The following is a 15161-nucleotide window of genomic DNA, read 5'->3' on the forward strand; positions in this document are numbered from 1 at the left end:
TCCTGAAAGCGTGCTGATCGTCATGAACAACTCCGTTGGAAGCACGGCGCGGTTGTTGGGAGCGGGCCTGCGTGCCCTGCTCGTCCTTACCGTGATCTGCGGTGTCGTCTATCCGCTGGCCGTCACCGGGATCGCCCAGGGCCTGTTCAACGACAAGGCCAACGGCTCCGAGGTCAGGAGCGAGGGCAAGGTCGTCGGCTCCGAGCTCATCGGACAGCGGTACGACCTGCCGCTGCAGAAGGGCCAGGAGAGCGCCGCGCCCGACCTGAAGTGGTTCCAGCCCCGGCCGTCCAACGGCCTCGGCTCCAACCAGGACTCAGGGGTGAACACCCAGTACGACCTGATCCTCTCGGGTGCGACGAACCTGGCCGGTGACAGCAAGGACCTCGTCGCGAACGTCAAGGCGGCCAAGGCCGCCGTGGTCAAGGACAACTCCACGGCCGACTTCAAGGTCAGTCCATCGGACGTGCCGGCCGAGGCCGTCACCTCCTCCGGCTCGGGCCTGGACCCGCACATCTCCCCGCGGTACGCGGAGCTCCAGGCCCACCGGGTGGCGGAGAAGAACGGACTCGACGTGAAGCAGGTCGAGAAGCTGGTCGACGAGCACAGCGACGGGCGGATCCTCGGCTTCGTGGGGGAGCCGCGCGTGAACGTCCTGGAGCTCAACATCGCGCTGAAGGAGCTCGTCGCCGACAAGGACTGACGCTGCTGTCGTCGCCGAACGGGAGCTGACGCTGGCTCAACTCCCTTGTGGCCCGCACTGATTCGGCCTTTTCGGTCGGAGCATTGCGGGCCACAATCGCGTACGTCCATACTGTGCCGGTCACGCGGGGGGAGACCGGTGCGGTGAGCGGACGGCGCGTGCCCGCCGTGGTGCGGAGCGGCCGGTATCACGGGATGGTGCTCGTGGCAGCCGGGCTCGCCGTGCTGCTGGCGGCCACGGTGCTCGCCGCCCTTGCCGCGCTGACCGAGAAGGCCGTCGAGGGCGGAGTGCGGCAGCGGCTCGCCGCGGACCGCGAAGCCGTCGTCGAGGTGGCCGGGCGCTACGGCGCCGACAGCGTGCGGCGGCTGGACGCGGACGTACGGGCCGCGGTCGACCGCACGTACGGCGACGTGCCCCACCGCACGCGCCTCGCGCTGCGGGCACCCGCGGCGCGCAACGACGAACTCGCCGTGACCGAGGCCGGGGGCCGCCGCCGCGAGGACGCCACCATGTCCGTGGTCGCGCTCGAAGGGGCCCGGTCCCACGCCGACCTGGTGGCGGGCCGGTGGCCGCGCGGTGGTTCTGGCTCCGGTGGTTCTGGCTCCGGCGGTACGTCCGCGGCCGGTGGGCCCGCGGAGACCGCGCTGACCAGGGCGTTCGCCGCCGAGCTCGCGGTGCGGACCGGTGACGTCGTGGTCGTGCGCGGCGCCGGTGAGCGCCTGCTGCGGATGCGGGTCGTCGGGCTCTACGCGACCGAGGGGCGCGGGCCCGCGGTCTGGGCGGGCCTGAGCAGCACGTTCGGGACGGCCGACTCCATCGCGCTCGTGCCGCGCGGCGCGTTCACGGCGCGGCCGGGGTTCACGAAGGACGCGGGGGCGCTGTGGCTCGGCGTGCCCGACGCGCGGGGGCTGCGGCTCGGTGACATCGGGCCGCTGGCGGAGCGGGCCCGGAAGTTCGGCGGCAGCGATGCGTCGCGCTCGGTGCTGCGGGGGAGCTCGGAGCCGCAGGGGGCTTCCGTGCCGCGGGGTACGGAGGCAGGGGCGGAGGACCTGACCGTATCGGCCGGGCTGCGCAGGGCCCTGGACCGGCTCACCACGCCCATCGCCGTGGCCCGCGCCGGGCTCTACGTCCCCGCCACGCTGCTCGCCGCCCTCGCGGTCGCGGCCCTGGTGCTCACCGGGCGCCGGCTCGCCGAACACCGGCGCCCGGAGCTGGCGTTGCTGGCCGCCCGGGGCGCGGGAACGCGGCGGCTCTTGGTGTCGACGGGAGTGCAGTGGGCGGTGGTCGCCCTTCCGGTGGGGATCGCCGCACCCTTCCTCGCGGGGCCGCTGCTGCGAGTGCTTGAAGGGGCGGGGCTGTTGCACGGCGGGGTGCCGGACGCGCGTGTGATCGGGGCCGCGTGGGTGGCCTCCGCCTTGGCCGTCGGGGTGCACGGGTGCGCGGTGCTGCTGCCCACGGTGCGGGTGGTGCGGGACCGGCAGGCGGTGAGCCGTCTTCGGCTGCGGGTGGGGCGGTTCGCGGGGGCGCAGCGGGTCGGGGCCGATGTGGCGCTGGGGGCGGTGGCCGTCCTCGGGTGGCTGCAACTGCGGCAGTACCGGTCGCCCGTGACCGGGGACGGCGTGGACCCCGTGCTCGTCCTCGCGCCCGTGGTGATGACCACCGCGGCCGCGCTGCTTGTGCTGCGCCTGCTGCCCCTCCTGACGCGGGCCATCGATCCGCTCGCCCGGCGGGGCAGGGGGCTCGTGCTGCCGCTGGGCGGGTGGCAGATCGGGCGGCGCGCGGCGCGGCACGCGGGGCCCGCCCTGGTGGTGACGCTGGCACTGGCCGTCGCGGCGCTGAGCAGCACCGCCCTGGCCATTCTCGACCGGGGCGACCACGACCAGGCCGCCTTCCAGGTGGGCGCCGACCTGCGGATCGAACCGGGGGACGGGGTGCCGGCGGGGGAGCGGCGCGGGACGTACAGCGCGCTGCCGGGGGTGGACGCGGTGACTCCCGTGGTGACCACGGAGGGATACATCGGGCAGGACGCGGTGGCCGTCACCGGGGTCAACACGGGGAGGGGGCCGGTGCCTTCGCTGCGGGGCGACCTCGCGGAGCGGCCCGTGCGGGAGCTGGTCGCGCCGCTGGGGAAGGGGATTCCGGGGCATGGGCTCGCGGTTGCCGGGTCCGATGGCGCTCGCCCAAGGGGTGAACTCCCGCTCCGGGTACGGCTGTCCGCGGACGGGTCCGGCAGGCCCGTGCCGGTCAGGATGACGGTCTTCCTCGAGGACGATGACGGACTCGCCCACTCAAGTGCCGTTCTTCTTAAAGAAGGCGGCCCGCGGACGGTGCCCCTGAAGGTGCCGGTGCGCAGGGGTGGCGTACGCGTCCTCCAGATCGACCTGAGCATGGTGGGCGAGACGGTGCGGCGTACCTACCGGCTCCGTGTCGACCGGGTGCCGGGGCTCACCCAGCGGGCCGACTGGCGCGACCTGCGCGAGGACGCACCGGACCGCTACGGAGCGGGCTGCCCCGGGGCCGAGCGGTCGCGCGGGGCGGTGGGGGACGCTCCGGGGCCCGTGCTCTGCGGCGACCGGCCCGGGGCAGGGGTACTGCTCGACGCGGTGCTCCGGGGGCCTGACACGCGGCTCAAGTACCCGACGTGGAGCGTCCGTCTGGGCACGGACGGCGCCAAGGGGCGCTCCGCGGCCACCACGCCCGCTCCCGCTCCCGCTCTCGCCGACCGTGCGCTGCTGGACTCCGGGGCGGTACGGGTCGGGGACGTCGTGACGCTGCGGCGCAGTACGGGAGGCAGCGCCCGGCTGAAGATCGTCGGGCGGATCGCGGCGGTGCCGGGCGTCGCGCGCGACCGGCCCCGGCTGCTCGCCGATTCGCGGGCGATGGCGGCCCAGTTGGTGCTGAGCGGGGCGTTGCCGGGGCCGGAGAGCGTGTGGTGGGCGGGGGCCGCGCGGGGTGACGCGAGTGCCGCGTGGGAGGCGGTGCGGGACAGCCCGCGGCTCGGCAGGGCCGTGGACGTGCCGCACGCGCGCGTGGAGCTCGGCGAGGATCCGCTGCGGCGCGGGGCCCGCGGCGGCCTCTGGCTCTGCCTGGTCCTGGCCCCGGCGTTCGCCGTCATCGCCTTCACGCTGCATACGGTGCTTTCGGCGCGGGCGAGGGGGCGGGAGTTCGCGCTGCTGAGGGCGCTGGGGGTGCGGCGGGGGCAGCTCGCCGCGTATCTGTGGACGGAGCAGTTGGCGCTGGCGGGAGTGGCGGCGCTCCTGGGCACGGTTCTCGGGGCGGGGCTCGCGGCGGTGATCATGCCGGTGGTGACGGTGGACGCGGAGGGCGAACCGGTCTTCCCCGGCCTGCTCACGGAGGTGCCGTGGGTGCGGGTGTGCGGGGTGGCGGGCGGGGTGACGCTGGTGATCTGCGGGGTGGTGAGTGGGGCCGCGCGGGTGCTTGGGCGGGTGGATCTGGGGCGGGTCTTGCGGGCGGGGGAGGACGGGTGAGGGGTCCCTGCGGGGCTTTGGCGGCTTTGGTGGCTTTGGCGGCGCGGGGTCCCTGCGGGGCTGGTGCGGTTGTGGGTGCGGGGCCGTGCCGGTATGTCCGTCCTCGCTATCGTCCGGTGGCCCCTTGGGTGCTTCGGTGGGGGAGTCCTGCGAACCGTGCTCCGGGCGGACATACCGGCGCGTCCCCTCGCGTGCGTTCCCGTCTGCGGCTGGTCACTGGTGCCTGGGGGCGATCGGGTGGGTGCGTGGGGAAGCTTGTTGGTGCGGGTGCGGGTGCGGGTGCGGGTGCGGGGCCGTGCCGGTATGTCCGTCCTCGCTATCGTCCGGTGGCCCCTTGGGCGCTTCGGTGGGGGAGTCCTGCGAACCGTGCTCCGGGCGGACATACCGGCGCGTCCCCTCGCGTGCGTCCCTGTCTGCGGGTGGTCACTGGTGCTGTGGGGCGATCGGGTGGGTGCGCGGGGAAGCTTGTTCGTGTGGGTGTGGGTGTGGGGGAGGGGGGCTTATGAAGTGGCGGGGGGAGGTGGGGCTTCTGGGGTGTCTTGCCTTGCTCGTGCTGGCGCTCAGTGCTGTGGTCGTCGGCGGGCCCGGCCTGCTTGACCGGGCCTCCGGGGACGCGTTGCGGTCCCGGCTGGAGCAGGTTCAGCGGGACGCCCCGGGGATCACCCACCGGGTGCGGTTCGGGCCGGAGGAGGAGCGGGGCGGGCCGAGGAGCACGCTGGCTGCCGATCTCCGCAGGGTTTCGACCGCGGTCGAGAACGCCGTCCCCGCCCCTCTCCGCGAAGCCCTCGTACGCGACTCCACCCGGATCGCCCTGCCCAGCGTGCGCATGGGTGACGGCACCGCGATGTCCCTGGTGTACGCCTCCGATGCCCCGCCTCGTTCCGCGTACGCAGCGGGACGGCCCCCCGCCGCCCGGGGGAGTGTCGTGGAGATCGCCGTATCCACCCGGACACGGGACGAGCTCGAGCTGCGCCTGGGGCAGGAACTCCGGCTCGGTCCCGGCGCGTTGGAGAACGTGGACGCACCGGCACGGGTGGTCGGGTTCTACGCCGCCGAGGGCGAGCGGCGGCTCTGGCGCGAGCAGCCCCTGCTCGCGCGGACGGCACGGGACACGCGGGACGCAGCGGCGCGGTACGCGGGCGCACTGCTGGCGCCGCGCGGCGTCGAGGTGCTGCAGGACCAGGCGGACGCCGACCTCACCGTGATCTGGGGCATGCGGCTCGACCCCGGCGACGACGCCGCGCGCTTCGTCGGCGACCAGGGGCAGCGCGACTTCGAGCGCCTCATGCTCCGCTACCCGGACTCCGTGCGGGGCGTCACGTGTGACCTGGCGATGGTCAGCGGCGGCATGCCCTGTGCCTTCGGTGCGCACCCGGCCGCCGAGTCGGAGACCGCCACCGAACTGCCGGACGCCTTGGAGGAGTTCCAGGGGCAGTGGCGGCAGGGCAGCGTCGTGATCTCCTTCGCGCTCGCCTCGGTGACGGCGGTCGGCCTCGCCGCCGTGGTGGTCGGCGGGCTGCTCTCCGTACGCCGCCGGCTCGACGTCCATCGTCTGCAACGCGCGCGTGGGGCCTCGGCCCTGGGGGTCGCCGTCGGGCGTGCCGTGGAGACCGTACCGGCCGTGGTGCTGGGGTTCGGGGGCGGCTGCGCGCTCGCCTCCGTGCTGCCGGGGGCCTCACCCGCGTACGGGCGAGCGCTGCTCGTCGCCGTGGGCGCGTGGCTGGTGCTGCCCCTGCTGACCTGGTGGGCCGTGCGGGACCGGGCGCTGTTGCGGGACAAGAAGGGAGGTGGCGGGCGCCGCGTCGTGGCCGAGGTGGCTGTCGTGGTCGTCGCCTCGGCGGGCGTACTGGCGCTGCGGGCCCGTGGGACGGCGGGCGGCTCGGGAGGCGATCCGTTGCTCGCCGCCGTGCCGGTGCTGCTCGGGCTCGCCACGGTCGTGGTCCTGGGGCGCCTCTACCCCCTGCCGGTGCGCCTCGTCGCGCGCTGGGCCGGGCGGGGGCGCGGAGCCGTGGCCCTCATCGCGCTCTCCCGTGCCGCCAAGGAGGCCCCCGCCCGGGCGCTCGCGCTGCTCGTCCTGGTGGTGACCCTGGCCGGTGCCGTGTTCGGCGGTCTGGTCGCGGGGACGCTGGCGGAAGGGCGGCGGGACGTCGCCGCCTGGCGGGTGGGCGCCGACGCCTCCTTCCTGGGGGCGGGGCGCGACCCGGACACCGCCGGACGCCTGGCACGCGCGCGTGGGGTGCGCCAGACGGTGGAGGTGCGGCAGCTGCGGGTCGACCCGGTGAGCGCGGCGGACGGCGGGCGGTACGGCATCGCGAGCCTGGTCGGCGTCGACGGCGCGAAGCTGCGGTCCGCGGCCGGGAATTCGGCCGCCGCCCGTGCCCTGCGGGACGCCGGAGTCGGCGGCGAGCGCGGCAGCGGGCGTGACATCCGCGTCCTCGCCGACGCCGCCGACGCGGGGGACATCCTGACCATCACCGTGCACGGCAAGGAGCGCCGCCTGCGCGTCGTGGGCGCCCTCCCCGAGGCCGTGCGCCGCGACCCCGCGCTCGGCCCCGTGGGCGCCGCCACCGAGGCGAGGGAGCACCTCCTGCTCACCGACACCCGTGACCTGAAGGGCTTTGGCGCAAGCGAGTTCGAGGAGTCCGCCCTGCTCCTCTACGGCCCGCACCTGGACGTCCGCGAGCTGCGCTCGGTCGTCCCGCGCACCGCGCCGGGCAGCGCCGCCGGAGAGCTGCGAATCCGTGCCGAGGAGCGGGCGGAGGCCGACGAGGACGGGCTCATCGCCGCCCTGACCGCGGCGCACACTCTCTGCACCGCCCTGGCCGTGCTCCTCGCGCTGCTCGCCCTCGTGCTCGAACTCCTGCTGTCCGCGCCCGCACGCGGCGACGTCACCGCCCGGCTGCGCACCCTGGGGCTCGGCGGCCGGGCCACGGCAGGGCTTCACCTGCTCCAGCTGCTGCCCCTGGTGCTCGCGGCCGTGGCCGGCGGCGTCGCGCTCGGTCTGACCCTGCCCGGGCTGCTCGGACCCGCCCTCGACCTGCGGGAGTTCACCGGCGGGCCCACCGCGCCCGTCCTGCGGACCGACGCCCTGTTCACGGCGGCCCTGGCCGCGGGAACCGTCGCCCTGATGGCCGCGGCGGTGGGCGTGGAGACCTGGCTGGGGCGGCGCCGGGGTCTGGGAGCCGTGCTGCGACTGGGGAGGAACGATGACTGAGCTCGCCGATCTGGAGGCCCGCGCGAACGCCGCGCGCCGTCCCGCGGGGGAGGAGGGCCTCGTCGTCTGCGACAACCTCGTACGCGTCTACCGCACCGACAAGGTGGAGGTGCAGGCCCTCCAGGGGCTCGACCTGGTGGTCGGGGAAGGGGAGTGCGTGGCCCTCGTTGGCGCGTCCGGGTCCGGCAAGTCCACCCTCCTGTCGATCCTCTCGGGGCTCGACCTGCCGACGGCGGGGAGGGCGCGCGTCGCCGGGCACGACCTGCTCGCCATGGGGCGTCGCGAGCGCCTCGGTTACCGCAGGAAGACCGTCGGCTTCGTCTGGCAGCAGACCGGGCGCAATCTGCTGCCGTACCTCACCGCCCTGGAGAACGTCGCGCTGCCGATGAAGTACGCGCGCGTGCCCCGTCGTGAGCGGGCGGCGCGGGCCGCCGAACTGCTCGGCGTGCTCGGTGTCGCGTACTGCCGCGACCGGCGGCCCGCCGAGTTGTCCGGCGGGGAACAGCAGCGCGTCGCCGTGGCGGTCGCCTCCGCCAACGCCCCGCGCGTGCTGCTCGCCGACGAGCCCACCGGGGAGCTGGACACGGCGAGCGGCGAGGAGGTGTTCGCCGCGCTGCGCCGCGCCAACGAGGAGCTCGGCGCGACCGTCCTGGTCGTCACGCACGATCCGCTCGTCTCCGGGCAGGTCCGCCGCACGGTGCGCATCCGGGACGGCCGTACGTCCACGGAGACGCTGCGCGAACAGGGCGGCCCGGGGGAGGAGTTCACGGTTCTGGACCGGGCGGGGCGGTTGCAGCTGCCGCGCGACTACGTGGAGCGCTTCGGGCTGAGCGGACGCGTCCGGCTCACGGAGGAGCCGGATCACATCGGTGTCTGGGGCGAGGGGCCGGATCAGGAGCCACCCGCCCCGTGAGCAGCAGCTCCGACTTCTCGTGCATGACACCTCCAACTTCACGCCTTGACGGAAGCATGGTCCGTACCTATGGTCTCGGGCCAACACGCGTGTTCAGAAAGGCACTTGAAGTTCACATACGAGAATGGATGGCCTTCGCATGGCTCACACCCCCACACCCGTGCGCCACCACCGCAGACCCCGCACGACCGTCCTCGCGACCCTCGCCACCGTGGTGACCGCCCTGGTCGCCGCCCTCCTGGCCTGGCCCGGGGCCGAGCGCGCCGACGCGGCGCCCAGCACCTTCGCGCACCCCGGAGTCACCGTCTCGCGCGGCCAGTTGGACTTCACCAGGGAGAAGGTCAACGCCGGGGCCCAGCCCTGGAAGGGCGCCTACGACCAGATGATGGGGAGCAAGTACGCCTCCCTGTCGCGTACGCCCAAGCCCCGCGCGGTCGTCGAGTGCGGCTCCTACTCGAACCCCAACTACGGCTGCACCGACGAGCGCGAGGACGCGATAGCCGCGTACACCACGGCACTGGCCTGGTACGTCACCCGAGACGAGCGCTACGCCAAGAAGTCCATCGAGCTGATGGACGCCTGGTCCGCCACCATCAAGGACCACACCAACAGCAACGCACCGTTGCAGACCGGCTGGGCGGGATCGTCCTGGCCCAGGGCCGCCGAGATCATCAAGCACACGTACACCGGCGGCTGGGGCAACGCGGGACGCTTCGCGACGATGCTGCGCACCGTCTACCTGCCCGAGATCATCAACGGCTCCAACTCCAACGGCAACTGGGAGCTGTCGATGATGGAGGCCGCCATCGGCATCTCCGTCTTCATCGAGGACAAGGGGTCGTACGACAAGGCGATGGCGAAGTTCCGCACGCGCACCGCCGCGTACGTCTACCTCGCCTCCGACGGCGACCTGCCCAAGACCGTGCCCAGCCAGAACCTGGACACTCGCGCGAAGATCGTCAAGTACTGGCAGGGGCAGGGCACCTTCACCACCGGACTCACCCAGGAGACGTGCCGCGACTTCACCCACACCGGATACGGCCTCTCCGCGATCTCCCACGTCGCCGAGACCAGCCGCATCCAGGGCGAGGACCTCTACAAGACGGACGTCGGCGAGCGGCTTCGCCAGGGGCTCGGTTTCCAGGCCAAGTACGAACTGGGCGAGGCGCCGCCGAGCTCGCTGTGCGGCGGCTCGGTCCACCGGGGCCTGGGGCCGGTCACCGAGGTCGGCTACAACGCGCTCCACGGCCGCCTCGGCCACGCCATGAGCAACACCCAGAAGCTCACCGAGAGGAACCGTCCGGCGGGTTCCAACAACCTGTTCGTCGCCTGGGAGACCCTGACCCACGCGGACAACCCCAGCTGATTCAGGTCTTGTTCGGCCGGGCGTGCGGTGACCATACTGGCGCCCGGTCCAACAGGACCGTACGGGGGAGCGGACATGGCGGAGAGCGCGGTCGTCGTCGAGGGCCTGCACCGGACCTACGGCAGCGGGCCGTCCGCCGTGCACGCCCTGCGCGGCGTCTCCTTCGCCGTCCCGCGAGGCGAGCTGGTCGCCCTGAAGGGGCGGTCGGGATCGGGCAAGACCACCCTGCTCAACCTCGTCGGCGGGCTCGACGCCCCGGACACGGGGAAGATCACCGTCGAGGGGCTCGAACTCGCGGGCCTCGGCGAGAGCGGCCTCCTGGAGCTGCGCCGCGACCGTGTCGGCTTCATCTTCCAGTCCTTCGGGCTCATCCCCATCCTCACCGCCGCCGAGAACGTCGGCGTGCCGCTGCGGCTGCGCAGGACCGACCCCCGCGAGCGGGAGGAGCGCGTCGCGCTGCTGCTCGCCCTCGTCGGGCTCGCCGACCACGCCGAGCAGCGGCCCGGCGAGCTCTCCGGCGGACAGCAGCAGCGGGTGGCGATCGCCCGCGCGCTCGCCAACAAGCCCTCCCTGCTCATCGCGGACGAGCCCACCGGGCAGCTGGACGCCGAGACCGGGCTGGCGGTGATGGAGCTGCTGCGCGCCGTCGTCCGCGGCGAGGGCGTCACCGCCCTGGTCGCCACGCACGACGCGGCGCTGCTCGACCTCGCCGACCGGGTCCTCGAACTGAGCGACGGCGAGATCGTCGAACGCTGACCCCCGGCCCGGCCCCGACACATCAGGGTTGCGTCAAGGAGCACACGTGAGCGCACCTTTGTCCGAATTGCGGGAATTGTTGGCCGTAAGGTCGACTCTGCGTACAGAGCAGTTTCGGGAAGACAATGGGGCCATGGCACGCGGCAAGCTTCGGATATACCTCGGTTCGGCACCGGGCGTCGGCAAGACGTACGCGATGCTGTCCGAGGCGCACCGCCGCATCGAGCGCGGCACCGACTGCGTCGTGGCCTTCGTGGAGCACCACGACAGGCCGCGCACCGAGGTGATGCTGCACGGCCTGGAGCAGGTGCCCCGCAAGGACCTGGACTACCGGGGCACCCTCTTCACCGAGATGGACGTGGACGCCGTCCTGGAGCGGGCGCCCGCCGTCGCCCTCGTGGACGAACTGGCGCACACGAACGTCCCCGGCTCCCGCAACGCCAAGCGCTGGCAGGACGTCGAGGAACTCCTCGCCGCGGGCATCGACGTCGTCTCCACCGTGAACATCCAGCATCTGGAGTCCCTCGGCGACGTCGTCGAGTCGATCACCGGGGTGCGCCAGCGCGAGACCGTGCCGGACGAAGTGGTGCGGCGCGCGGACCAGATCGAGCTCGTCGACATGTCGCCCCAGGCGCTGCGCCGCCGCATGGCCCACGGCAACATCTACAAGTCCGACCGGGTCGACGCGGCCCTGTCCAACTACTTCCGGCCCGGCAACCTCACCGCCCTGCGCGAGCTCGCGCTGCTCTGGGTCGCCGACCGGGTCGACGAATACCTCCAGCAGTACCGCGGCGAGCACGACATCCGCTCCACCTGGCAGGCCCGCGAGCGCATCGTCGTCGGCCTCACCGGCGGCCCCGAGGGGCGCACGCTCATCCGCCGCGCGTCCCGGATGGCCGCCAAGGGCTCCGGCAGCGAGATCCTCGCCGTCTACATCGCCCGCAGCGACGGCCTGACCGCGGCCTCGCCCAAGGAGCTCGCGGTCCAGCGCACCCTCGTCGAGGACCTGGGCGGCACCTTCCACCACGTCATCGGCGACGACATACCGGCCGCGCTGCTCGACTTCGCCCGCGGCGTCAACGCCACCCAGATCGTCCTCGGCTCCTCGCGCCGCAAGACCTGGCAGTACGTCTTCGGTCCCGGCGTGGGCGCGACGGTCGCCCGCGAATCGGGCCCCGACCTGGACGTCCACATCGTCACGCACGACGAGGTCGCCAAGGGGCGCGGCCTGCCCGTGGCGCGCGGGGCACGCCTGGGGCGCTCCCGCAGCATCTGGGGCTGGCTGGTGGGCGTCGGCGGCCCCGCGCTCCTGACGCTGCTCCTGACCCATGTCGACGCGGACCTCGGTCTCGCCAACGACATGCTGCTGTTCCTGACGCTCACCGTCGCCGCCGCCCTGCTCGGCGGTCTGCTTCCGGCCCTGGCATCGGCGGCGTTCGGCTCGCTGCTCCTGAACTACTACTTCACGCCGCCGCAGCACCTGTGGACGATCTCCGACTCCAAGAACATCGTCGCGATCGTCGTCTTCGTGGGCGTCGCGATCTCCGTGGCCTCCGTGGTGGACCTCGCGGCCCGCCGCACCCACCAGGCCGCCCGGCTGCGCGCCGAGTCGGAGATACTCTCCTTCCTCGCGGGCAGCGTGCTGCGCGGCGAGACGAGCCTGGACGCCCTCCTGGAACGCGTGCGCGAGACCTTCAGCATGGACTCCGTCGCCCTCCTGGAGCGGGCGAGCGACGTCGCCCCCTGGACCTGCGCGGGCCGGGTCGGCGAGGGCCGCACCCTGGAGCGCCCCGAGGACGCGGACGTGGACATGCCGGTCGGTGACCACATGGCGCTCGCCCTGTCCGGCCGGGTGCTGCCCGCCGAGGACCGCCGGGTGCTCGCCGCGTTCGCCGCGCAGGCCGCCGTGGTCCTGGACCGCCAGCGCCTCCAGGGCGAGGCGCAGCAGGCCCGCACCCTCGCCGAGGGCAACCGCATCCGCACCGCGCTGCTCGCCGCCGTCAGCCATGACCTGCGTACGCCGCTGGCGGGCATCAAGGCCGCCGTGTCCTCCCTGCGCTCCGACGACGTCTCCTGGTCCGAGGAGGACCAGGCCGAGCTCCTCGAAGGCATCGAGGACGGCGCCGACCGCCTGGACCACCTGGTCGGCAACCTCCTGGACATGTCCCGCCTGCAGACCGGCACCGTCAGCCCGCTGATCCGCGAGATCGACCTCGACGAGGTGGTCCCCATGGCGCTCGGCGGCGTCCCCGACGGCAGCGCCGACCTGGACATCCCCGAGACGCTGCCCATGGTCACCGTCGACAAGGGGCTCCTGGAGCGGGCGGTCGCCAACATCGTCGAGAACGCGGTCAAGTACAGCCCCGACGCCGAACCGGTCCTGGTCTCCGCGAGCACGCTCGGCGACCGCGTCGAACTGCGCGTGGTGGACCGCGGCCCGGGTGTCCCTGACGGAGCCAAGGACCGCATCTTCGAGCCGTTTCAGCGCTACGGTGACGCTCCGCGCGGCGCGGGCGTCGGCCTGGGCCTCGCGGTCGCACGCGGCTTCGTCGAGTCCATGGGCGGCACGCTGGAGGCCGAGGACACCCCCGGCGGCGGCCTCACCATGGTCCTGACCCTGCGGGCGGCGTCGGGCGGACCGCCGGCTCTGCCGGACCTCTCCGCCCAGGTCATCTCATGACCGCCACCATCGACAGGACCCAAAGGCCCGAAAGGCAGGTACGCATGACCCGGGTGCTCGTGGTCGACGACGAGCCGCAGATCGTGCGCGCCCTCGTGATCAACCTGAAGGCGCGCAAGTACGAGGTGGACGCGGCCCCGGACGGAGCCACCGCGCTCCAGCTCGCCGCCGCCCGCCACCCCGACGTGATCGTGCTCGACCTCGGTCTGCCCGACATGGACGGGGTCGAGGTCATCAGGGGCCTGCGCGGCTGGACGCGCGTGCCGATCCTGGTGCTCTCCGCGCGGCACAGCTCGGACGAGAAGGTCGAGGCGCTCGACGCGGGCGCCGACGACTACGTCACCAAGCCCTTCGGCATGGACGAGCTGCTTGCCCGGCTGCGCGCCTCCATCCGCAGGGCCGAGCCCACCGGTGCGGGCGAGGACGACGTGATGGTGGACACGGAGGACTTCACGGTCGATCTGGCCGCCAAGAAGGTCAACCGCGACGGACGCGACGTACGCCTGACGCCCACCGAGTGGCATCTGCTCGAAGTACTGGTGCGCAACACCGGGCGCCTGGTCAGCCAAAAGCAGCTGCTCCAGGAGGTCTGGGGCCCTTCGTACGGCACGGAGACGAACTACCTGCGCGTCTACATGGCCCAGCTGCGCCGCAAGCTGGAGGCGGACCCGGCGCATCCGCGGCACTTCATCACCGAGCCGGGAATGGGTTACAGGTTCGAGCGATGAGTCAAGGGTCGGGGCTGGGCTGAGCGGGCATAAGCACAGATGAGCGCACCCATTGCGGTGCTGTCGCCGCCCCCCGGTAGGCTTCCTGTATGAGTGCTGTTCCTGGTTCAGAGAAGCCGGCAGGCCGCTTCCGGCGCATGCTCGACCGGCTGTCCTCCTCCCAGGAGGATCTGGAGTCGGAGGAGCTGCGCGAGGACGCCGAAACGGCGGGGTGCACCCGCATCGGAGACTGCCACGACCGCCAGATAGTCACGGTTACTGGTACCTTGCGCACGGTCACCCTGCGGCCACGCGCCGGGGTCCCCGCCCTGGAGGCGGAGCTGTTCGACGGCTCCGCGGCACTGGACGTGGTGTGGCTGGGCAGGCGCTCCATCGTGGGGATAGAGCCGGGGCGCAGGCTGATCGCGTCCGGCCGGGTCTCGATGAGCCGGGGCCGCCGGGTGCTCTTCAACCCGAAATACGAACTCAGACCCCTCGGACGGGAGTAGCCGGTGACGTCCCTCGACAAGCCGACGGACCAGGGAACCACGGATCAGGAAGCCGATTCCAGGGCCGTGACCGAGGCCGCGCTCTTCGAGGCCTTCGGCGGCGTGCGGGGCATGGTGGAGACCGTCGTCCCGGGCCTCCTCTTCGTGACCATCTTCACGATCAACAAGGACCTGCACATGGCCGCCATCGCGGCCCTTGCGGTGTCCCTGGTGCTCGTGGTGGTCCGCCTGGTCATGAAGGGCACCGTCAAGCACGCCTTCAGCGGCGTCTTCGGTGTCGCCTTCGGTGTGGTCTTCGCGATGATGACCGGCAACGCCAAGGACTTCTATCTGCCGGGCATGCTCTACACCCTGGGCCTCGCCCTCGCCTACATCATCACGGCCATCGCGGGCGTCCCGCTGATCGGCCTGATCCTCGGCCCGGTCTTCAAGGAGAACCTCTCCTGGCGGACCCGCAACCCCGGGCGCAAGAAGGCGTACACGAAGGCCAGTTGGGCCTGGGGCCTGATCCTGCTCGCCAAGTGCGCGATCCTCTTCCCGCTCTACTGGTGGGCGGACACGACCCAGTTCGGCTGGGTCCTGATCGCCCTGAAGATCCCGCCGTTCCTGCTCGCCGTCTGGCTGACCTGGGTCTTCCTCGCGAAGGCACCCGCGCCGATCGACGTGTTCGCCGAGATGGAAGCGGCGGAGAAGGCGGAGGAAGAGCGCAAGGCGGCTTCCGCCCAGCAGAGCCGAGAGGCCTGATCCTGCTGCTTGTACGTGGAGGGGGGGGCCCCCGTTATACCCGGGGGGCCCCGCCAACTCCAAAAAGGCGCGCCCGCTCGA

Annotated in this window: 10 protein-coding genes; all 10 read left to right on the plus strand. The window is 72.9% G+C overall.

Features of this window, described 5'->3' with window-relative positions:
- The first annotated feature begins 22 nt into the window (after positions 1–22).
- Positions 23–703: a potassium-transporting ATPase subunit C gene (locus ACZ6ZP_RS06860; RefSeq protein ID WP_361468352.1), complete on the plus strand. Its 681-nt coding sequence runs from the start codon at positions 23–25 to the stop codon at positions 701–703.
- Positions 704–846: 143 nt separating this feature from the next.
- The gene (locus tag ACZ6ZP_RS06865) at positions 847–4191 is read left to right on the plus strand and encodes an FtsX-like permease family protein (protein ID WP_383823830.1); all 3345 of its coding nucleotides are present in this window, start codon (positions 847–849) and stop codon (positions 4189–4191) included.
- Between the two features lie 544 nt (positions 4192–4735).
- The gene (locus ACZ6ZP_RS06870; RefSeq protein ID WP_469405843.1) at positions 4736–7405 is read left to right on the plus strand and encodes a hypothetical protein; all 2670 of its coding nucleotides are present in this window, start codon (positions 4736–4738) and stop codon (positions 7403–7405) included.
- Positions 7398–8318: an ABC transporter ATP-binding protein gene (locus ACZ6ZP_RS06875; protein ID WP_469405845.1), complete on the plus strand. Its 921-nt coding sequence runs from the start codon at positions 7398–7400 to the stop codon at positions 8316–8318. Before ACZ6ZP_RS06870 ends, ACZ6ZP_RS06875 begins: the two co-directional genes overlap by 8 nt.
- A 139-nt stretch (positions 8319–8457) precedes the next feature.
- On the plus strand, positions 8458–9684 hold the full coding sequence (locus ACZ6ZP_RS06880; RefSeq protein WP_351173908.1) for an alginate lyase family protein: 1227 nt from the start codon (positions 8458–8460) through the stop codon (positions 9682–9684).
- 75 nt (positions 9685–9759) lie between these two features.
- A complete protein-coding gene (locus ACZ6ZP_RS06885) occupies positions 9760–10440 on the plus strand; it encodes an ABC transporter ATP-binding protein (RefSeq protein ID WP_469405847.1) in 681 nt (226 codons plus the stop codon).
- A gap of 133 nt (positions 10441–10573) precedes the next feature.
- Entirely contained in the window at positions 10574–13120 is a 2547-nt protein-coding gene (locus ACZ6ZP_RS06890; protein ID WP_351173914.1) for a sensor histidine kinase KdpD, read from the plus strand.
- 44 nt (positions 13121–13164) lie between these two features.
- Complete coding sequence (locus ACZ6ZP_RS06895) at positions 13165–13848, plus strand: response regulator (RefSeq protein ID WP_351173923.1); 684 nt, start codon at positions 13165–13167, stop codon at positions 13846–13848.
- 89 nt (positions 13849–13937) lie between these two features.
- The gene (locus ACZ6ZP_RS06900) at positions 13938–14336 is read left to right on the plus strand and encodes an OB-fold nucleic acid binding domain-containing protein (protein WP_249587256.1); all 399 of its coding nucleotides are present in this window, start codon (positions 13938–13940) and stop codon (positions 14334–14336) included.
- 3 nt (positions 14337–14339) lie between these two features.
- Positions 14340–15080, plus strand: coding sequence for a DUF3159 domain-containing protein (locus ACZ6ZP_RS06905; RefSeq protein ID WP_366464509.1), 741 nt, complete (start codon positions 14340–14342; stop codon positions 15078–15080).
- Positions 15081–15161 lie beyond the last annotated feature (81 nt).

It is taken from the genome of Streptomyces sp. NPDC054047 (assembly GCF_055585065.1).